Origin of the sequence: Streptomyces sp. CB02058, assembly GCF_001905505.1 — a bacterium.
Classification (GTDB): Bacteria; Actinomycetota; Actinomycetes; order Streptomycetales; family Streptomycetaceae; genus Streptomyces.
In genome coordinates this window covers 407,511-428,486 of record NZ_LIPG01000003.1, presented here as the reverse complement: position 1 = coordinate 428,486, position 20,976 = coordinate 407,511, and the positions used below count along the sequence as shown (strand labels likewise).

The following is a 20,976-nucleotide window of genomic DNA, read 5'->3' as shown; positions in this document are numbered from 1 at the left end:
GTAACGAACCATGTCATCCACCACAGCCTCAGCCGCCGCGCTGCCGGCCGACGCCAAGGCCGCCGACGCCGGAGCGGTCAAGAAGCCCGTGAACCCGCGGAGCGCCAAGCGCCGCAGGACGCTCGCGCAGTGGGGCTTCATCGCCCCCGCCGTGATCTTCATGGCGCTGTTCTTCGGCTACCCGCTCGTCCGCAACATCGTGATGAGCTTCGAGGACTACTCGCCGTCCACCTTCTTCACCGGCGAGGCGCCGTTCAACGGCCTGGACAACTGGAACAACGTCTTCAGCGACGGGCTGTTCGGCAAGGCCCTGTGGCAGACGATCCTCTTCACCGTCGGATCGCTGCTCGGCCAGTTCTGCATCGGTCTGGCGCTCGCCGTCTTCTTCACCCGCCGCTTCCCGCTGAACGGGATCCTGCGCTCGCTCATCCTGCTGCCGTGGCTGGTCCCCATGGTCGTCTCCGGCATCGTCTGGCGGCGCATCTTCGACCAGGACACGGGTGTGCTCAACTCCTTCCTCGGCACCATCGGACTCCCCGGTGACACGCCCTGGCTGACGAGCACCAGCATGGCGCTGATCTCGGTGATCCTGGTGAACATCTGGATCGGCATCCCGTTCAACATGGTGATCCTCTACGGCGGCCTCCAGGAGGTCCCCAAGGAGCTGAACGAGGCCGCCGCGCTCGACGGCGCGTCCGCCTGGCGTACGTTCCGCTCGGTCACCCTGCCCATGCTCAAGCCCGTCATCACCGTGGTGCTGGTGCTCGGCTTCATGTCCACGGTCAAGATCCTCGACCTGGTCCTCGCCCTCACCGACGGCGGTCCCGCCGACTCCACCCAGACGCTCGGCACGCTCACGTACCAGAACTCCTTCGTCCAGATGGACTTCGGGGCCGGTGCCGTGGTCGGCAACATCCTGATCCTGATCTCCGCCGTCTTCGCGGTGTTCTACCTGCGGGTCAACCGCAACGAGGGGAAGTGACCGGCATGGCGACCACCATCCAGAACCCCGCCGCCCCGGCACCCGCCGTCAACCGGCCCAAGCGCCGCTGGGGTGCGACCGTCTTCGGCCTCCTCATCCTCGCGGTCATGCTCTTCCCGCTGTACTGGATGATCAACACCGCGCTGCAGCCGGACGCGAGCCTGGTCGACGTCGGCCCCGTCCCGACGGGCGTGGACTTCTCCGGCTTCACCTCGGCGATCACCGAGCAGGGCGGCAACCTGCTCACCTCGCTGGCCGTGGCGCTCGGCGCCGTGGCCATCTGTCTGGCCATCTCCGCTCCGGCGGCCTACGGGCTGGCGCAGTTCAACCTGCGCGGCGGCAAGACGATCGTCTTCGGCACGCTCATCACCCAGATGGTGCCGGGCATCGTCATCGCCAACGCCCTGTACAGCGCGTACGTGGACCTCGGCCTGGTCAACTCCTACTTCGGCCTGATGCTGGCGGACGCCTCTCTCGGCATCCCCTTCGCGATCGTGCTGATGCGCTCGTTCATGGTGTCGATCCCGCGTGAGGTCATCGAGGCCGCCGAGGTGGACGGCGCGGGCCGTATCCGCACGTTCATCCAGGTCGTCCTGCCGATGAGCCGCAACTCGCTGATCACCGCCGGGCTGTTCTCGTTCCTGTACGCGTGGAGCGACTTCATGTTCGCGCTCACGCTGAACACGACCGACGACGTCAAGCCGATCACGCTGGGCATCTACCAGTACATCGGCGCGCACGTCGGCGACTGGGGTTCGGTCATGGCCGCCTCGGTGCTCTCCGCCGTGCCCGCGGCGGTCCTCCTCGTCCTGTCCCAGAAGTACATCGCCGCCGGCATCACCGGTGGCTCGGTCAAGTAAGGGTTTCCATGAGTGACTTCCCGGTCTTCCCGCCCGGATTCGTCTTCGGCGCGGCCACGGCCTCGTACCAGATCGAGGGCGCCGTGGAGGAAGACGGCCGCGGCCCGTCCATCTGGGACACCTACAGCCACACGCCCGGCAGGACGGACGGCGGCGACACGGGCGACGTCGCGTGCGACCACTACCACCGCTACCCGGAGGACGTGGCACTGCTGCGCGACCTGGGCGTGGAGTCGTACCGCTTCTCGATCGCCTGGTCCCGCATCCAGCCGACGGGCAGCGGGGCGGTCAACCCCAAGGGGCTGGACTTCTACTCCCGGCTCGTCGACTCGCTGCTGGAGGCGGGCATCGAGCCGGCCGCCACCCTCTACCACTGGGACCTGCCGCAGGCCCTGGAGGACAAGGGCGGCTGGCGGGTACGCGAGACCGCCGAGCGCTTCGGCGAGTACACGGCGATCGTCGCCGAGCACCTGGGCGACCGGGTGCCGCGCTGGATCACCCTGAACGAGCCGTGGTGCAGCGCCTTCCTCGGCTACTCCGTCGGCCGGCACGCGCCGGGCGCCCAGGAGGGCCGCGGGGCCCTGGCCGCCGCGCACCACCTGCTGGTCGGTCACGGCCACGCGATGAACGCGCTGCGCGCCGCCGGCGTCCGCGAGGCGGGCATCACCCTCAACCTGGACCGCAACGTCCCGGCCACCGAGTCGGACGCCGACCTCGCCGCCGTCGTCCGCGCGGACACCCAGCACAACCTGGTGTGGACCGAGCCGCTCCTCGCGGGCCGCTACCCGGCCACCGAGGAGGAGACCTGGGGCGAGCTGATCACCGGCCAGGACTTCCGCCGCGAGGGCGACCTGGAGCTGATCTCCCAGCCGATGGACTTCCTCGGCATCAACTACTACCGCCCGATCGTGGTCGCCGCCGCCCCGCACCGCGAGGCGGACCCGGCGCTGCGCGTCGCCACGGACAACCGGTATTCGGAGGGGAACTACCCGGATGTCCGCAAGACGGCCATGGGCTGGCCGGTCGTCCCGGAGTCCTTCACCGACCTGCTGACCGTGCTCAAGCAGACGTACGGCGACGCCCTGCCGCCGGTGCACATCACGGAGAACGGCTCGGCGGAGTTCGACAGCGTCGAGGCCGACGGCTCCATCCACGACGCGGACCGGGTGGAGTACCTGCGGACGCACCTGACCGCGCTGCGTACGGCCATGGACGCGGGTGTCGACGTGCGCGGCTACTACGTGTGGTCGCTGCTGGACAACTTCGAGTGGGCCCTGGGCTACGCGAAGCGGTTCGGGATCATCCGGGTCGACTACGACACCCTGGAGCGCACCCCGAAGGACAGCTACCGCTGGTATCAGCAGCTGATCGCGGCCCACAAGGCCTGATCGATTCCTCGGAAGCGGGGGCGTACGCGTGCACGACGCGTACGCCCCCGCTTCGTGTCGCCGGGCCGGCCGGCCCCCCGTTGCCCCGACCGGCTCTGCCCAGCTCTGCCCGGCTCTGCCCGGCCAGGAAAACGGAAGGCGTTGCCTGCGGGAGTGCGCGAGACTTCCCGGGTGATCGTGATGCGCCCCGTCCTGGAGATCAGCCCTTCTGACGGCTTCGCCCTCTGGCCCGTCGCCGGGGTCCGTCCGTTCCACCACCTGCCGCTCAGCGGTGAGCTCAGCGCCACCGAGGTGGCAACGGCCGTGATGGGCATCGCCGCCTGCAACGATCTGGATCCCGAGCACGACGGCCGGCCGCCCCGCCCCACCGACCCCCTGGATTCGTTTCTCCACGGACTGCTGACCTTCGAGGACCTCTTCGTCGCCGGAGGTCTGCGGGTCGTGGACACCGTCAACGGTGTCGAATTCCTGCCCGGCTGCTGCAGCGGGCTGGAGGAGTGGCGCGCGTGGGCAGGTGTCGTCGACGGCAGCGGCTCGCCGTCGTTCGGCCACGACCCCGATCCGCTGGCCGAGCGCGTCGGCGACGTGGTGCGGCTGGTCGTCGACGCCGAGCGGAGCGACAGCGAGGTGATCGAGCTGTCCGTGACGGACTACCGCCACCTGGTCGAAGGCGCCGGGCGTGACCTGGCGGACTTCCTGGCCCTGGCGATGTCCTGGGTCTCCGAGAACCTTCCCACCCGTTCCGCCCAGGTCAACGCGGCCCTCGCGCGCGCTCTGGACCTGTGAACACGGCGCGCCCTGAGGCACCGGCCCACCGGACGGCCCGTCAACGCACAGCGAACGCCCCCGGGTTCTCCAGGACCTCGTGCACCACCCGGGCCGCCGCGCCCCGCGCCGCGTCTCCCGATACGGAGGAGGCGCGCAGCCGGCTGCCGCTCTCGTGCCAGCGGCCCGACACCACCCGCGCGGTGAGCTGGGCGTCCGCGGACTCCTCGAGCCAGGGCATCAGGTTGCGGTAGATCCCGCCGAGGACGACCGCCTCCGGGTCGAACAGGTTCACCGCGCCGGCCAGCACCACACCCAGCCGGTCCCCCGCCTCGCGCAGCGCCGTGACGGCCCGCTCCTGTCCCGCCGCGGCGCGCTGCTCCAGCTCGGCGATTCCGCGTACGCCCAGGGCGGGGTCGATCCCGGCCGCCCGCAGGAGCGCCGCCCGGCCCGCGTACTGCTCCAGGCAGCCGTGCGCCCCGCACCGGCAGAGGGGGCCCTGCGGGTCGACGACGACGTGCCCGATCTCGCCGGCGAAGCCGTGTGCGCCGCGCAGCATCTCGCCGTTGACCACGAGCGCGCCGCCCACGCCGATCTCACCGGTGAGATAGAGGAAGGTGCGTACGCCGCCGAGCCCGCCGAACCAGAGCTCGGCGAGGGCCGCGAGGTTGGCCTCGTTGTCGGAGCCGACGGCGAGCGCCCGCCCGGCCGGGCGCAGGGTGCTGAGGGCCTGTCCGAAGATCCCCTCGGCCGCGACCCTGCTCCAGCCGAGGTTCGGGGCCTGGCGGACGACGCCGCCGGAGACGAGGCCGGGCAGTGCCAGCTCGACGCCGACGACGCGCAGTTCCTGTTCCCGGGTGGAGGCGATGACCCGGTTCGTGAGCCGGGCGGCATGGGCGAGCACCTCGGCGGGCGGGACGCCCCGGTGGTCCGTGTGCTCGGTGACCCGGACCCTGTCGGTGCCGGTGAGGTCGACGGCGCACACCGAGACGTAGTCGATGTTGATCTCCACGCCGAGGCCGGCGGGTCCGGTCCTGGAGAGCTTCAGCACGGTGCCGGGGCGCCCGGCCGAGCCGCTGGAGGTCTTGCCGGACTCGCTGACGCAGTCCAGTGCCAGGAGCTCCTCGACGAGCGAGGAGACGGCCGCCCTGGTGAGCCCCACGAGGCTCGCCACCCGGGCACGGGTGACCTCGCCCTCGTCACGGACGGTCCGCAGGACCAGGCTCAGGTTGTGACGCCGTACGGACTCGTGACCGGCCTTGGCCGCCGGCGAGGCGAGGTTGTTCTTCATCAGACCTTCGAGCCTAACGCCCGTCCGGGCGCCCCAGGGCCCCGCGCGGGCCCGGCCGGGACCGTGTGATCGCGGCCGGGGCCCGGGCGGGCCCGGCGGTCAGTCCTCCATGGCGGCGAACGCGCCGGGGCTGTAGGAACCGCCCGGCATACGCGCGATCACGCCGAGCCGGTTGGCCGCGTTGATCATCGCGACGAGAGAGACCAGTGCGGTGACCCCGTCCTCGTCGTAGTGCTTGGTCAGCCGCTCCCAGGTCTCGTCCGAAACGCCCTGGCCGGCGTCGGCGGTCCGGGTGCCTTCCTCGGCCAGCGCCAGGGCCGCCCGCTCCGCCTCGGTGAACACGGCGGACTCGCGCCAGGCGGCGACGAGGTTGATCCGGACCGGGGTCTCGCCCACGGCAGCGGCCTCCTTGGTGTGGACGTCGACGCACCAGCCGCAGCCGTTGATCTGGCTGACGCGCAGCTGGACCAGTTCCATGAGGGTCTTGGGCAGCGACGACTCCTGGATCGCCAGATTGACGTTGTAGATCCGCTTGGCGACCTTGGCGCCGATGCTGTTGGTCATCAGGTTGATCCGGGGTTCCATGTCCTCGTCCTCCACAGGTGCGATGGCCCCGCGCGGATCGTCCGCGCGGCGTCGTGACGGCATGGAGATGCCGGGCACCCGGACTTTGTGACGGCACATCGGTGTGACCTGGTTCACACGCCCCGGCTGTCACGGACCGGCTCCGGCCGGCGTCCTGTGCGTGACACGGTCGAGAGCGGACAGGCGGGAGCCGGCTGATGGACGAGAGCAAGGGACGGACACGCGAGGAACGCGGTCCGGCCGCGGGCGGCGACCGTACGGACGTCGCCACCGAGGTGTTCCTCGCCCACCGCAATCTGCTGTTCACCGTCGCCTACGAGATGCTCGGCTCGGCCGCCGACGCGGAGGACGTCCTCCAGGAGGTCTGGCTGCGCTGGACGGGGGTCGACCTCGGCACGGTGCGGGAGCGGCGCGCGTTCCTGGTGCGGATGACCACGCGCCAGGCGCTGACCAGGCTGCGCACACTGCGCCGGCGCAAGGAGACCTACGTCGGCCCCTGGCTCCCGGAGCCGCTGCTCACCTCGCCCGACGTGGCCGAGGACGTCGAGCTGGCGGACAGCGTCTCGATGGCGATGCTGCTGGTGCTGGAGACGCTCGCACCGACCGAACGCGCGGTCTTCGTGCTGCGCGAGGTGTTCGGTCTGGAGTACGGCGAGATCGCGGCGGCCGTGGACAGGACCCCGGCCGCGGTCCGCCAGATCGCCCACCGGGCGCGGGCCCATGTCGCCGCGCGCCGCCCGCGCGGGGCCGTTTCCCCGGACGGGGCCCAGGGCGCGCTGGAGGCGTTCCGGCGGGCGGTGGAGACGGGCGATCTCCAGGGGCTGCTGGACGTGATCGCTCCGGACGTGGTCCTGCTGACCGACGGCGGCGGAGCCGTGCGCGCGGCGCTGGAGCCCGTCGTGGGGGCGGACAGGGTGATCGAGGTGCTGCGCAGGATCTCGGCGGCGGCGTCGCTGCACCCGGTGCAGGTCAACGGGCACCCGGCACTGATCGTCCGGCTGGACGGCGGGACCGACACCGTCCTGGCGATGCGGGTCGACGACGGACTCGTCACCGGGCTCTACGCGGTGCGCAACCCGGAGAAGCTGTCCCGCATCGAGCGGGAGACCACGGTGAGCCGCTGAGCCCGAAGCGCGCCTGGGGCCACGTACGGCAGGAGGGCCACACCCCCGTCGCGGGGATGCGGCCCTCCTCTCCGTACTGCCGGACCTACTTGCGGATCAGGCTGCGGAGCACGAACTGCAGGATGCCGCCGTTGCGGTAGTAGTCCGCCTCACCGGGGGTGTCGATGCGGACGACGCCGTCGAACTCCACACCGGTGTCGGTGGTGACCTTGACGGTGCGCGGCGTGGTGCCGTTGTTCAGCTCGGTCACGCCGGTGAAGGAGAAGGTCTCCTCGCCGGTGAGGCCGAGGGACTCGGCGGTGTGGCCCTCCGGGAACTGGAGCGGGAGGACGCCCATGCCGATGAGGTTCGAGCGGTGGATGCGCTCGTAGGACTCGGCGATGACGGCCTTGACGCCCAGGAGCGCGGTGCCCTTGGCCGCCCAGTCACGGGACGAGCCGGAGCCGTACTCCTTGCCCGCCAGGATGACGAGCGGGGTGCCCGCGGCCTGGTAGTTCTGCGAGGCGTCGTAGATGAACGACACCGGGGCGCCTTCATCGGACCGGGTGAAGTCGCGGGTGAAGCCGCCCTCGGTGCCCGGCGCGATCTGGTTGCGCAGGCGGATGTTGGCGAACGTGCCGCGGATCATGACCTCGTGGTTGCCACGGCGCGAGCCGTAGGAGTTGAAGTCACGGCGCTCGATGCCGTGCTCCGTGAGGTACTTGCCGGCCGGGGTGTCGGCCTTGATGGCGCCGGCCGGGGAGATGTGGTCGGTGGTGACCGAGTCGCCCAGCTTGGCGAGCACCCGGGCGCCCGCGATGTCCTCGACCGGGGTCGTCTCCATCGTCATGCCCTCGAAGTACGGGGGCTTGCGCACGTAGGTGGACTCGGAGTCCCACTCGAAGGTGTTGCCGGTCGGGATCGGCAGCGCCTGCCACTGGGCGTCGCCCGCGAAGACGTCCTGGTAGGACTTGTTGAACATGTCCTCGCCGATGGCGTTCGCCACGACGTCGTTGACCTCGGCCTCGGAGGGCCAGATGTCCTCGAGGAAGACCGGCTTGCCGTCCTGGTCGACGCCGAGGGCGTCCTTGGTGATGTCGACCTTCATCGAACCGGCGATGGCGTACGCGACGACCAGCGGCGGGGACGCCAGGTAGTTCATCTTGACGTCGGGGTTGATCCGGCCCTCGAAGTTGCGGTTGCCGGAGAGCACCGAGGTGACGGCCAGGTCGTGGTCGTTGACGGCCTTGGAGACCTCGTCCGGCAGCGGGCCGGAGTTGCCGATGCAGGTGGTGCAGCCGTAGCCGACGAGGTTGAAGCCGACCTTGTCGAGGTACGGGGTCAGGCCCGCCTTGTCGAAGTAGTCGGTGACGACCTTCGAGCCCGGCGCGAGGGTGGTCTTGACCCACGGCTTGCGGGTCAGGCCCTTCTCGACGGCCTTCTTCGCCACGAGCGCGGCGGCGACCATGACGTAGGGGTTCGAGGTGTTGGTGCAGGAGGTGATCGCGGCGACGGTGACGGCGCCGTGGTCGATCTCGTACGTCGTGCCGTCGGGGGCGGTGACGGTGACCGGGTTCGACGGGACGCCGTTCGAGGCGGCCGGGGCGTCGGAGGCCGGGAAGGACTCCTTGCCCGCCTCCTCGTCGTCCGCGACGTAGTTGCGCACGTCCTGGGCGAACTGCGCCTTGGCGTTCGCGAGGACGATGCGGTCCTGCGGGCGCTTCGGGCCGGCGATGGAGGGGACGACCGTGGAGAGGTCGAGCTCCAGCTTCTCGGAGAAGTCGGGCTCGGCGGCCGGGTCGAGCCAGAGGCCCTGCTCCTTGGCGTATGCCTCGACGAGCGCGACCTGCTGGGCGTCACGGCCGGTCAGACGGAGGTACTTCAGCGTCTCGTCGTCGATCGGGAAGATCGCGGCGGTGGAACCGAACTCGGGCGACATGTTGCCGATGGTGGCGCGGTTCGCGAGGGAGGTGGCGGCGACGCCCTCACCGTAGAACTCGACGAACTTGCCGACGACGCCGTGCTTGCGGAGCATCTCGGTGATGGTCAGCACGAGGTCGGTGGCGGTGGTGCCGGCCGGGAGCTCGCCCGTCAGCTTGAAGCCGACGACGCGCGGGATGAGCATGGAGACCGGCTGGCCGAGCATCGCGGCCTCGGCCTCGATGCCGCCGACGCCCCAGCCCAGCACGCCGAGGCCGTTGACCATGGTGGTGTGCGAGTCGGTGCCGACGAGGGTGTCGGGGTACGCCTGGCCGTTGCGGACCATGACCGTACGGGCCAGGTGCTCGATGTTGACCTGGTGGACGATGCCGGTGCCCGGGGGGACGACCTTGAACTCGTCGAAGGCGGTCTGGCCCCAGCGCAGGAACTGGTAGCGCTCCTTGTTGCGGCCGTACTCCAGCTCGACGTTCTGCGCGAACGCGTCGTTGGTGCCGAACTTGTCGGCGATGACGGAGTGGTCGATGACCAGCTCGGCCGGGGCCAGCGGGTTGATCTTCGCCGGGTCGCCGCCGAGCTCCTTCACGGCCTCACGCATGGTGGCGAGGTCCACGACACACGGAACACCGGTGAAGTCCTGCATGATCACGCGGGCCGGCGTGAACTGGATCTCCTGGCTGGGCTGGGCCTGCGAGTCCCATCCGCCCAGCGCCCGGATGTGATCGGCGGTGATGTTCGCGCCGTCCTCGGTACGGAGCAGGTTCTCCAGCAGCACCTTCAGGCTGTAAGGGAGGCGCGCGGAGCCCTCGACCTTGTCCAGCTTGAAGATCTCGTACGACTCGTCGCCCACGCGCAGCGTGCTGCGGGCGTCGAAGCTGTTCGCCGACACGACAGTCTCCTTCTTCAATGTGCGCGTTCAACCGCGCCGCGCCTCATGTGCGGCCGGCGCCGCCTGCGGCCCCCACCATCCGCTAAGGTAAGGATTAGTTAGGTAACCCTTACCGAGCGGCGGCTGCGGTGCGCCTCGGCAGATATCTCGATGTCGAGATAACTCTAGTACATCGCCGGGGAAGGGTCATGTCCGGGCGCCCCCGATTCTCCTGCGGCGAGGATCGGGCGTCGTCGCCGACGCCGTTGACCGCAAGGTTTCCCACCGGATGCCGAGTGATCCTTCACGGCCGGCGTGGGGGAACCGGTACGCGTGTGCCGCGACCCCGTTCCGGGTTCGGCGCGGGGGCTGCGCCACGCGACTCCCGCCGGCCCGGTGACGCGCAGGGGCCGGGCCCGGGTGTCTCCACCCGTGCCCGGCCCGTGTTCGTGCCGTGCGCCTCATCAGCCCCGCGCTCAGCGCAGCGCGTAGGCCTTCTCGATACTCTGCACGGTACGGCTGCCGTGGTCGTCCCAGAGCTCGGTCCTGACCGCGACGTAGCCGTCGGTGGACGCGAGCTTCGGGTGACGGTAGGAGACCCGGAACGAGTCCCGGTCCAGCCGCTTCACATCGGCCCGCTGCCACGTGGTCCCGCCGTCGTAGCTGACGGACGCCTTGGCCCCGGAGGCCGCCGTGGAGCCCTTCCAGCCCTCCGCGCGGTCCGCGTCGAGGGTGAAGGAGTACGGCTGGTTGGCCCTGGCCCGGTTGAAGAGGTCGACCCGCAGGTCGTACCCGGGGTTGATCACCCCGTCGTAGGCGCAGTACTCCAGGCCGGTGACACCGCAGTCGCCGGCCTGGTCCTTCGCGGCCTGTGACGTGAAGCGGTAGTCGGTCGTGATGCCGGTGCTGTGCCGGATGCCGTCACCCGCGTCCGTACCGTCGTAGGCGAACTTCGACACGAACCGGTAGTCCGCCTCCTCCGGCACGCCGTCGGCTATTCCGAAGCTGACGTCCATGGGCTCGCCGTCGCGGTACGCCTCCCAGGTCATGTTCAGGACGGCGGTCGACAGCACGTGGTCCGGCTCGGAGTCGTGCGGAGCCGTGTACAGCATGAAGGTGGTGCCGACGCGGCAGAACACGCACGGGGTGCGGGACGCCAGTGGGGCGGGCGTCAGCGGCCCGGCGAACCAGGTTTCGTTCACGACCTGACCGGGCCGGTAGGTCTTCGGCGTCTCCAGCTCGTACAGCGAAGGGTCCTCGCCCGGCGACATCGTCTGCAGGAACTGCTGGCCGGAGTCGGCGGCGTACACGTACTCGTCACGCTCCGCACCGCGCCGCACCTGCTGCCACGGACGGATCGAGAGGGGGAACAGCGGGCTCCAGGAACTCAGGGAGTACCAGGCCTTCGACCGGCCGCCGTCGCCGTACACGCTCTGGCGCAGCGTCGCGAAGTCCCGCTTGTTCGCGGTGAACGAGAGATCTGCCGGGATTCCCTTCTCGAAGGTCCACTGCCCCGAGTACGCGTACGAGGAGTCCTCCAGGCCGTGCAGGGCGATGGTGGTCGCGCCCAGTGCGACGCGCTTGGCGAGCACTTCACCGTCGGAGGCGCCGGTGGCGAAGACCGGGAGCGAGGAATTCGCCGCGTACACGTTGTACGGAACACCGGGTACAGGCAGCAGGACGACGGCTGCGGCACCCGCGTTCTTCAGGTCCGTGAGCCGGAGCGAGATGTGCCGGGGGTCGTCGTGGCGGACCAGAGCGGCCTTCCCCTTGACGTCCGCCTTGGCGAGGTCCTCGGGGGAAGCCGACCCCGCGTCGACCACGGCGAGGTTCTTCGTGCCGCTGAACCGGGTCAGATCGGGCGGGGTCTTCACGGTCAGCGGGAAACCTCCGGCTCCCTTGACGGCGGCCGTCAGGACGGGCTGGGTGCTGCGCTCGTAGACCGAGAGGGCCGAGGTGCCGGTGCGGGGTGCGGCGGCGGGGATCGCGCCGAACACCTCGTCCGAGGAGGAGGGGTAGGCCATCACGCCGTAGGTCGTGCCGAGGCGCTCCTCGTTGATCCGGGTGACCTCGTAGTCGAGGGCGGACCGCTCCAGGGGCCGCTTCTCGTCCTTGATCCTCACCTTGACGTCGACGGCCTCGGAAGCGTCCACGCTCACGCTGGTGGCCGCTCCGGCCACGGTGACGTCGTCGAGGTTGAAGAGGTCCGTCGCCTCGTGCGTCCCGTAGAACTCGTAGCCGCTGGGGTAGTCGTTCGCGCCGGTGGAGACGGAGCCGAGGACGGCGTAGCGGCCGCTCGGCACCCGGAGGGTCTGGCTGGTGACCCCCTCGACCGTACGCGTCACGAAGGTGTCGTTGTCGAGCCCCATGACGATGAGGTCGGCCGAGGCCGCGATCCCGCTGTGCCGGTCCTTCAGATTCACGGTCAGGTCGAACCGCTCGCTGTCACGGGTGAAGCCCACGGCCGTGTGCGCCACGGCGGCGCCGTCGGCCGTGGCGGTCACCGTGCCGGAGTAGACACCCGGTACGGCCTTGGCCGGGTCGAGGACGGCCTTCACCTGGGCGGTGCCGTGCGCGGCGACGGTGACCTCGGGCTCGGCGAACGTCAGCGCGCCCCCGGCCAGCGCCTCCTCGGACCCGACGCTCCTGGCCTGCGCGGCCAGGGAGACCGTCACGGCCTTGTCGGAGCGGTTGTACAGGGTCAGCGTGCGCGGTTCCGGGGCCTTGGCTTCGAAGTCGAGGAAGCCGAAGTCGACGTTGCCCTCGATGTCCACGGTCGCGTCCAGGCCGGCGTCCACCGCGGTGCGGCCACTGCCCTGGTCGTAGACGGTGGTGTCGGCCTGCTCGGTGTGGGAGACGAGCGCGGCCTTGAGCTGCTCGCCGGTCCAGTCCGGATAGCGCTCCTTGAGCAGCGCAGCCGCGCCCGCCACGTGCGGTGTGGCCATCGAGGTGCCGTTGGCCGAGGTGTAGTACTCGTCGACGACCGTGCCCATGGCGGTGCCCTTGGCACGCGCGGCGACGATGCCGACACCGGGGGCGGTCAGATCGGGCTTGAGGCCGTGGTCGCCGACCCGGGGGCCGCGGCTGGAGAACTCCGCGATCCGGTCCGACTTGTCGACCGCTCCCACGGTGAGGGCGGAGTCGGCGGTGCCCGGGGAGCCGATGGTCGACTTGCCGGGGCCGCTGTTGCCCGCGGCGATCACGAAGAGGGTGTCGCTGGAGGCGCTGAGCCGGTCGACGGCCTCCTCGGTCGGGTCCCCGCCGGCGGAGGCCGGTGAGCCCAGACTCATGCTGACGATGTCGGCGCCCTGGTCGACGGCCCACTCCATCCCGGCGATGATCCCGGAGGTGGGGCCGCTGCCCCCGTCGTCGAGGACCTTGCCGATCAGCAGATCCGCCCCGGGGGCGACACCCTTGAGACGGCCGTCGGACGCCGCACCGGTGCCCGCGACGGTCGACGCGACATGGGTGCCGTGACCGTGGCCGTCGGTGACGGAGTCGACTCCGCTCATGAAGCTCTTGGTCGCGGTGATCCTGTTCTGGACGTCGGGGTGCGTGGTGTCGACGCCGGTGTCCAGGATGGCGACCTTGATGCCCTTGCCGTCGAGTCCCGCCGCCCAGGCCGCGGGTGCCCCGATCTGCGGCACGCTCACATCGAGGGAGACCTTTGCCTTCGCGTCGTACCAGATCTTCGCGACCGGGCCGGTGGCGCTTTCGGACGAGGAGCGCGCGGCGGACTTCTTCGTGGCCAGTGCGGGCGTGACAGTGCGCCAGAAACTCGCGGCGCCCTTCTTCTCGACCCGGACCGCCGCCATGTCGAGCCGGTCGAGGACCGCGCCCGGCTTGCCGGACGGCAGCTCCTTCGCGCGGCGGGTGAGGGTGGCGCGCGAGGCCTTGTCGGCGTACTCGACGATGACCGGAACCCCGTCGGCGGAGCCGTCCGCCTGGCCGTCGGCCAGCAGCCGGGTGACGTTGAACAGGTTCCGGTCGAGCGTCTGGTCGGCAATACCGGCCACGGAGTCCGACGGGTAGACGTACAGATCGCCGTCGGGAGTGGTGAGGGTGCGGAAGGTCTTGGCGGCGCCCGGGGCGGGGGTCACCGTGACAGCGCGCTTGCCGTCCGGTCCCGGAGTGAGCGTCACCTTGTCGCCGGTGATGAGCGTCACGGACCGGGGCTCCTGCTGCCCGGTGGCGCCGGCGGGCAGGGACGCGCCGCCTGTCGGCGTGCCGGTCGCCGCCTGGACGGCGCCCGCGGCCGGCAGGCCCGCGAGCATCGTCCCGAGCACGACGGCCACAGAGGTGCCGAGCAGTCGTCTTCGGGATCTTCCGCTTGCCGGATTCGGCATCTTCTCTCCTAGCTGAACGGATCGTCACACCAGAGATCAGCGAGCAGCACGGAACGACCGGGGTGGGACGTCCCGTCTGATCACCGAGGGGGGCGAGCCGAAAGCTATCCGTGGGACGGGGGAGCAAAGAAGGGGAGACGGCGGCGCACTTGCGACAACGGCACGAAAGAGCCAGCCCGCTGCGGGGATCACCCGGACGGCGCGGCGGGTCGCGGGTCGGCCCTGTGCGGGGAGGGAGCGGTCAGCTCGGCTCCGCCGCGCCGATCCAGCCGCGCCGGGCCGCGTACCAGCCCAGTTGCATTCGGGTGGCCACGCCCGCCCGGTCCATCAGCCCCCGGGCCCGGCGCAGCACGGTGCGGCGGGCTATCCCCAGATGCCGGGCGACTGCCTCGTCGGTGAGGCCGCTGAGCAGCAGGGTGAGGAGCCGGGTGTCCTCCGGATCCAGCGCATCGGGCGCCTCGCCCTCGCCGGGGGTGAGCGGGACGCTGTCGTCCCAGACCCGCTCGAAGAGTTCGAGCAGCCCGGTGAGCAGCGGGCTCGGGCTGATGATGCCGGTGGCGCCCGGCCGGGTGCCCGACTCGCTCAGCGCGGGCAGCACCGCCACCTCGCGGTCGACGATCATCATCTTCATCGGCAGCCGCGCCGTCACCCGGGCCTGTTCACCGGCGCGGACACACTGGTCTATGCGCTCCATGGCGCCCGGGTACTCGACCGCGTCACGGCAGTAGAGCGTGCGGTAGACGACGCCCTCGGACATCTTCTGCACCTGGACGCTGTTGTCCACGGAGAAGTACGGCGGGGTGTCGAAGTACAGGACCTCGGAGCGGGCCCGGCGCACGATCTGCTCGACGCGGGCGGCGAGCGCCTCCTTCGGGACATGCTCGATCGCCACCGGGCCGGCCGCTCTGCGGTTGTCCACGTGGTACTCCTGGGCCAGGCGCATCATCGCGGCTCGCGCCTCCAGCAGCTCCTGCATCCGGTGCGCCAGCAGCAACTCGCCCGCGCTGTCCGGCGGCTGGGCCGCCAGCGGCCCCCCGGCACCCGGCTCGCGTATCGTCAGGCCCCGGGCCATCAGCCCGTCGAGGGCCGCCTCGATCCGCCGCGGCGGCAGCCCGGTGCGCACGGCCAACCGCTCCGGCCCGCACGGCCCTTCACGCACCAGGTCCCGATAGGCCAGGTCTTCGTCCTCGGTCAACCCAAGGGCTTCCAGCACAGGATCTCCTCTCCCCGCCCCACCCCCGTCACAGGGAATCCTGAAACGTAACGGGCGATCAGGCAAGAGTGGATCAAGGAGCGTTCGTCCTGGCCACACGGCACATCGGCCCGCACCGGCTCAAGGCCCGCACGGATCACCGGGACGTCCGAGCGGGCCCGCGGTGAGGTCCGTACGGGAGAGGGGGCGCGTCGCGGGGCGTGCGGCCGGGTCCGGTACCGGCGCGACGAACACGGCGGCGGAACATCGCCCACGCGGTCCGTCGCCGCACCGCCTCCTGACACGACGCCCGGGGCGTTCCACGCATGAGTGGGCGACTTCGGGACAGGCGTACCCCTGACAGAGGAGGCACAGATGCCGCTCACCTTCCGCAAGAGCTTCCAGATCCTCCCGGGCGTCCGGCTGAACATCAACCGCCGCTCATGGTCCGTCACCACGGGCGGACGCCACGGCCCCAAGCGCACCCACAGCAGCACCGGCAGGCGCACCACGTCCATGGACCTGCCGGGCCCGTTCGGCTGGCGCAGGACGACGCGTCGCCGTCGCGGCTGACCGTCACCCGTTCGGACGAGCACCGCACGCCGGGCCGTCGGGCACGCCCGACCCTTCCAGTAGGCGCCCGCCCACGGCCCGGCACCCGACCGTCACCCGAACCCCACACCCCCGGCACGATCGTCATCTCATATCTGAGATAGCGTGCGGGTATGGAAGACGACTACCTCGCACGCATCGGCAAGCTCATCCGTGACGCACGCCAGCACCGCGGCTGGACGCAGACCCAGCTCGCCGAGGCGCTCGCCACGAGCCAGAGCGCCGTCAATCGCATCGAGCGCGGCAACCAGAACATCAGCCTTGAGATGATCGCCCGCATCGGCGAGGCCCTCGAGAGCGAGATCGTGTCACTCGGCTACGCCGGGCCCATGCACCTGCGGGTCGTCGGCGGTCGCCGGCTCTCCGGCTCCATCGACGTGAAGACGAGCAAGAACGCCTGCGTCGCGCTGCTCTGCGGCTCCCTGCTCAACAAGGGCCGCACCGTGCTGCGCCGGGTGGCCCGCATCGAGGAGGTCTTCCGGCTCCTGGAGGTCCTCAACTCCATCGGCGTACGCACGCGCTGGATCAACGACGGCGTCGACCTCGAGATCCTGCCGCCCGCCCAGCTCGACCTGGAGGCCATCGACGCGGACGCCGCGCGCCGCACCCGCTCCATCATCATGTTCCTCGGCCCGCTGCTGCACCGCACTGACCGCTTCACCCTGCCGTACGCCGGCGGCTGCGACCTCGGCACCCGCACGATCGAGCCGCACATGATCGCGCTGCGCCGCTTCGGCCTGGAGATCGCGGCGACCGACGGGCTCTACCACGCCCAGGTCGACCACGAGGTCCGCCCGGGCCGCCCCATCGTCCTGACCGAGCGCGGCGACACGGTGACCGAGAACGCCCTGCTGGCCGCGGCACGCCACGACGGCGAGACGGTCATCCGCAACGCGTCCTCCAACTACATGGTCCAGGACCTGTGCTTCTTCCTGGAGGCGCTCGGCGTACGCGTCGACGGCGTCGGCACGACGACCCTGACGGTGCACGGCGTGCCGGAGATCGACGTGGACGTCGACTACTCCCCCTCCGAGGACCCGGTCGAGGCGATGAGCCTGCTGGCCGCCGCCGTGGTGACGGAGTCCGAGCTGACGATCCGCCGCGTCCCGATCGAGTTCCTGGAGATCGAGCTCGCGGTCCTGGAGGAGATGGGCGTCGACTGCGACCGCACCGCGGAGTACGCCGCCGACAACGGCCGCACCAGGCTGGTGGACCTGACGGTCCGGCCCTCCAAACTGGAGGCGCCCATCGACAAGATCCACCCGATGCCCTTCCCGGGCCTGAACATCGACAACGTGCCGTTCTTCGCGGCGATCGCGGCCTCCGCGCACGGCCAGACGTTGATCCACGACTGGGTCTACGACAACCGCGCGATCTACCTCACCGACCTCAACCGCCTCGGCGGCAGGCTCCAGCTCCTGGATCCCCACCGCGTCCTGGTCGAGGGCCCGACCCGCTGGCGCGCCGCCGAGATGATGTGCCCGCCCGCACTGCGGCCGGCGGTGGTGGTGCTGCTGGCGATGATGGCGGCGGAGGGGACGTCGGTGCTGCGCAACGTGTACGTGATCAACCGGGGGTACGAGGAGCTGGCGGAGCGGCTGAACTCGGTGGGGGCGCAGATCGAGATCTTCCGGGACATCTGACGGGCGGGGTGTCGTGCCCCTTGGGCCCAGGGGGCACGACACCGCAACGTGCCATCCGACCTGCGAATACTCACCTTCACGGCCCTTCACTGATCACTGCTGCTTTTCAGCACCTTGTGCAACGCACATGCAAGGTGATCTTGATTGCATGACGGTGCGTCAGAATCACCTGATAGGCCATCACTCTTTGCGCAGAGTTGTCGCCGTAGCGCCCTCGCGCCGTCCGATGCCGGTCGCGTCAAAACGACCACCTCTGATCGACGAGGGGCCCGCCATCTGCCTATCGAGCTCATGCACGGTTAGCGGTGGGACGTCGAAGGGCCGGGGCCGTCGGCGCTCACGTCCGCCAAGCCAGGATCCGGTCTGCGGTCTGTTGCTGGGACAGCAGGCCGGCGATGGATTGGACGGTGTCGTCCATGTGCTCGCGGCGGCCGAGGTGGCGGGCCAGTGCCCGCCGTGAGCCGATACATCGGGAGCTCGACGCCAACTCGCCCCCATGAGCAGTACGCGCGCGGGGCATCGCTGTCCCCAGTGGGTCATGCGGAGGCTGATCTCAGTGCGGTGAGGCACGCGACTGCGGAGGCCAAGGCCAGCACCAGGAAGAGGTTGGGGTATCCGCCGAGAGGTAGGGCGAGAGCGGCGCCGACGAAGGGGGCGAGTGCTGAGGCGGTGGTCGTGGGAGCTGCGAGGAGTCCGGAAAGGCGGCCGTAGTGGGTCGCCCCCCACCTGTCCGTGATGGCGGTGGCCTGCAGCAAGGTGAGGTTGCCACGGACCATTCCGGCTGTGATGGAGAGGGCTACCAGCAAGGCGTAGGGGCCTGGCGTCAATGCGAGTGCTGCGGTGGTGAAGCCTGCGAGCGCGATGAGCGCGGCTGTTCGAGTGGTGGGTGATGTGTGGCGGGCGAGCGTGGCGTAAAGGGTGCGGCCCAGTGTCTGGCCAGCGCCGCCCAGCCCCAGGGCCCAGGCTGCTTCGGTGGTGGTGAAGCCGCGTTCGATCAGGAGCGGGACGAGTGCGACCACAGCGGCGGAGACGGTGAACGCCGAAAGAGTCAGGGAGAGGGCCAACATCCAGAACGGCCGACTGTGGGCCACGGTGTCAGCTCCGCCGGTGCCGTGGGCAGGGGGTGCAGAGGGCTCTGACCACGGTGCCTTCAGCGCGAATGCGTGCGCGGGGATGGTCACGGCGGCGAGGACGAGGGCAAGGGCGGCGTACGTCGCGCGCCAGGACATGTGGTCGGCGAGAACTGCGGTCGCGGGGGCGAAGACGGTGGAAGCGAGGCCGCCCGCAAGCGTGACGACGGTCAGTGCGCGAACGTGGTCGGGTGCCCACCACCGGGTCAAGGCGGCGAAAGCGGGTTGATAGAAGGTGGCTGCCATTGCAAGGCCGGCAAGTAGCCAGCCGATGGTGAAGACAACCAGGTTGGGTGCGAGGGCCACGATGAGAATGCTCAAGGCGCCGAGTACTGATCCGGCTGTCATGACTGTTCGGGGCCCACGGTGGTCGATCATCCGGCCCACCCGGATTCCGGCGAGAGCGGAGACGAGCAGGGCCGCTGAGAACGCCCCTGTCGTCGCCCCGATCGGCCAGCCGGTTGCGGCCGTGATCTGTGGATTCAGGACGGGGAAGGCGTAGTAGACGATGCCCCAGCTGGTGATCTGTGTGACGCACAGCGCCGGCAAAGCGGCGCGGGGCCGCGACCGGTGTCCTGCTCCGGTCGGGGCCCCGCTGGCGGGAGTACTCAGCTCGGTCACGAGCCGCAGCAGCCGCCGGCCGGTGCTTCCTCGGTGGCCGCGGCAACTGTAGTGACGGGGGCGCCCACGCCGAGCTGCACCAGGGCGGGTGCCGGTGCGGCACAGCACCCCGCGCCCTCGCTCAGGGCTGCGGCGGGATCGTCGAACAGACCGGCGCCGCCGCAGACCCCGGTCTCGGGGAGGGTGAGTTCGACGCGGTCGGCCGCTTCGGTGTCGCCTGCGATGGCGGCAGCGACGGAGCGGACCTGCTCGTAGCCGGTCATGGCCAGGAACGTCGGGGCGCGCCCGTAGGACTTCATGCCGACCAGGTAGACATCGGGTTCAGGGTGGGAGAGCTCGCGGTGGCCGTGCGGGTAGACGGTGCCACAGGAGTGCTGATTGGGGTCGATCAGCGGTGCCAGCTCCGTCGGAGCCTGGAGGCGTTCGTCGAGGCCGAGGCGGATCTCGGAGAGGAACGACAGATCAGGACGCAGCCCGGTCAGTACGACGACCTCGTCCACCGGGTCGAGCTTGCGACCGTCCTCGCCGACCAGGATGAGGCGACCGGTGCCGTCGCGCTCGACGGCCTCGGTACGGAAGCCCGTGACCGCGTCGGCGTGGCCTTCGTCGACAGCGGCCTTTGCGGCCAGGCCGAGGGCACCGCGCGCGGGGAGCTGGTCGGCGCTGCCGCCTCCGAAGGTGGATCCGCTGATGCCGCGTCGCAGGATCCAGACCGCGTGGGTCCCTGGCTCGTCCTTCGCGACGTCGGCGAGGCCGGCGAGGGCGGTGAAGGCGGAGGCGCCGGAGCCGATGACCGCGGTTCGCTTGCCGGCGTAGCGGGCTCGGACGGCCGGATCCTTGAGGTCGGGCACGCGGTAGGTGATGCGGTGGGCCGCTGCGATTTCGCCCAGGGCGGGCAGGCCGGAGGCGCCTGCGGGGCTCGGGGTGGACCAGGTGCCGGAGGCGTCGATGACGGCGCGGGCGAAGACGCGCTCCTCGCCGGTGGGGGTGGTGAAGTGGACGACGAAGGGCTGGGTTTCACGTTCTGCGTCGACGATGCGGTCACGGCCGCTGCGGGATACGCCGGTGACCGTGGCGTTGTACCGGACGCGGTCGCCGAGAATGTCGGCGAGGGGCTGCAGGTACTGCTCTGCCCAGTCGCCGCCGGATGGATAAGTGCCCGCTTCGGGCTTGGTCCAGCCGGTCGGCGCGAGGAGCTTTTCGGCGGCCGGGTCGGTGAGCTCGCTCCAGGTCGAGAACAGGCGCACATGGCTCCACCCTCGGACAGCCGAGCCGGCGGTATTGCCTGTTTCCAGGACGAGGGGCTCGATGCCGCGCTCGACGAGGTTGGCGGCGGCAGCCAGTCCGGTGGGACCGGCTCCGATGACGATGACGGGAAGCTGCGGGGTGCTCATGGTGCTCGTCTCCTCGGGGGGCGAAGGGTCAGCGCGCGAAGGCGAAAGCGGTCAGCCGGGCATCCCGCCTGCTTTCCGTCGCCTGGGCGGCACTGTCGCTGACCTGGGCGCAGCTGTCGCAGAAGTTGACGCCGCGGAGGTGGCGGGCGATGCGGCGGGCTCGGGCCGCGCTGAGCGCGGTCCTGATTGAGGTCGCCACGACGGCTCCTTTGATTCGATGTTTGTCGATACGAAAAGCTTGCCACTTGCTTCGACGAG

15 protein-coding genes are annotated in these 20,976 nt (G+C 70.4%); 7 read left to right on the top strand and 8 right to left on the bottom strand.

Features of this window, described 5'->3' with window-relative positions:
• Positions 1–10: 10 nt before the first annotated feature.
• From AMK10_RS15500 to AMK10_RS15485, 4 genes are all read left to right on the top strand, one after another.
• A complete protein-coding gene (locus AMK10_RS15500; RefSeq protein ID WP_073748359.1) occupies positions 11–982 on the top strand; it encodes a carbohydrate ABC transporter permease in 972 nt (323 codons plus the stop codon).
• A gap of 5 nt (positions 983–987) precedes the next feature.
• Complete coding sequence (locus AMK10_RS15495) at positions 988–1,842, top strand: carbohydrate ABC transporter permease (RefSeq protein WP_073749285.1); 855 nt, start codon at positions 988–990, stop codon at positions 1,840–1,842.
• Between the two features lie 8 nt (positions 1,843–1,850).
• Positions 1,851–3,230, top strand: coding sequence for a GH1 family beta-glucosidase (locus AMK10_RS15490; RefSeq protein WP_073748358.1), 1,380 nt, complete (start codon positions 1,851–1,853; stop codon positions 3,228–3,230).
• Between the two features lie 153 nt (positions 3,231–3,383).
• Entirely contained in the window at positions 3,384–4,016 is a 633-nt protein-coding gene (locus tag AMK10_RS15485; RefSeq protein ID WP_241839554.1) for a hypothetical protein, read from the top strand.
• A 40-nt stretch (positions 4,017–4,056) separates the two neighbouring features.
• On the opposite strand, the gene AMK10_RS15480 is transcribed toward AMK10_RS15485, so the two are convergent.
• Entirely contained in the window at positions 4,057–5,286 is a 1,230-nt protein-coding gene (locus tag AMK10_RS15480) for an ROK family protein (protein WP_073748357.1), read from the bottom strand.
• Positions 5,287–5,385: 99 nt separating this feature from the next.
• Positions 5,386–5,871, bottom strand: coding sequence for a carboxymuconolactone decarboxylase family protein (locus AMK10_RS15475; RefSeq protein ID WP_073749283.1), 486 nt, complete (start codon positions 5,869–5,871; stop codon positions 5,386–5,388).
• A 197-nt stretch (positions 5,872–6,068) separates the two neighbouring features.
• On the opposite strand from AMK10_RS15475, the gene AMK10_RS15470 reads away from it, so the two are divergent.
• Positions 6,069–6,995 (top strand): RNA polymerase sigma-70 factor, encoded by a 927-nt coding sequence (locus tag AMK10_RS15470; RefSeq protein ID WP_073748356.1) that lies wholly within the window; start codon positions 6,069–6,071, stop codon positions 6,993–6,995.
• An 85-nt stretch (positions 6,996–7,080) separates the two neighbouring features.
• Here AMK10_RS15470 and acnA read toward each other — a convergent pair whose 3' ends face one another.
• From acnA to AMK10_RS15455, 3 genes are all read right to left on the bottom strand, one after another.
• Positions 7,081–9,801 (bottom strand): aconitate hydratase AcnA, encoded by a 2,721-nt coding sequence (acnA, locus tag AMK10_RS15465; RefSeq protein WP_073748355.1) that lies wholly within the window; start codon positions 9,799–9,801, stop codon positions 7,081–7,083.
• A 455-nt stretch (positions 9,802–10,256) separates the two neighbouring features.
• A complete protein-coding gene (locus tag AMK10_RS15460) occupies positions 10,257–14,126 on the bottom strand; it encodes a S8 family serine peptidase (RefSeq protein WP_107428432.1) in 3,870 nt (1,289 codons plus the stop codon).
• Between the two features lie 241 nt (positions 14,127–14,367).
• Positions 14,368–15,339, bottom strand: coding sequence for a helix-turn-helix domain-containing protein (locus tag AMK10_RS15455; RefSeq protein ID WP_073748353.1), 972 nt, complete (start codon positions 15,337–15,339; stop codon positions 14,368–14,370).
• A gap of 354 nt (positions 15,340–15,693) precedes the next feature.
• On the opposite strand from AMK10_RS15455, the gene AMK10_RS15450 reads away from it, so the two are divergent.
• Both AMK10_RS15450 and AMK10_RS15445 read left to right on the top strand, forming a co-directional pair.
• Entirely contained in the window at positions 15,694–15,891 is a 198-nt protein-coding gene (locus tag AMK10_RS15450; protein WP_073748352.1) for a DUF4236 domain-containing protein, read from the top strand.
• 152 nt (positions 15,892–16,043) lie between these two features.
• Positions 16,044–17,573, top strand: a complete 1,530-nt coding sequence (locus AMK10_RS15445; protein WP_073748351.1) for a helix-turn-helix domain-containing protein — start codon at positions 16,044–16,046, stop codon at positions 17,571–17,573.
• A gap of 536 nt (positions 17,574–18,109) precedes the next feature.
• Here AMK10_RS15445 and AMK10_RS15435 read toward each other — a convergent pair.
• From AMK10_RS15435 to AMK10_RS37690, 3 genes are read right to left on the bottom strand one after another with little or no spacing between them, the layout of a single operon-like run.
• A complete protein-coding gene (locus AMK10_RS15435; RefSeq protein WP_073748349.1) occupies positions 18,110–19,324 on the bottom strand; it encodes an MFS transporter in 1,215 nt (404 codons plus the stop codon).
• Positions 19,321–20,718: an NAD(P)-binding domain-containing protein gene (locus AMK10_RS15430; RefSeq protein WP_073748348.1), complete on the bottom strand. Its 1,398-nt coding sequence runs from the start codon at positions 20,716–20,718 to the stop codon at positions 19,321–19,323. The genes AMK10_RS15435 and AMK10_RS15430 overlap by 4 nt, the downstream gene beginning before the upstream one ends.
• A 28-nt stretch (positions 20,719–20,746) precedes the next feature.
• Complete coding sequence (locus AMK10_RS37690; protein ID WP_198959709.1) at positions 20,747–20,917, bottom strand: hypothetical protein; 171 nt, start codon at positions 20,915–20,917, stop codon at positions 20,747–20,749.
• Between the last annotated feature and the right edge of the window lie 59 nt (positions 20,918–20,976).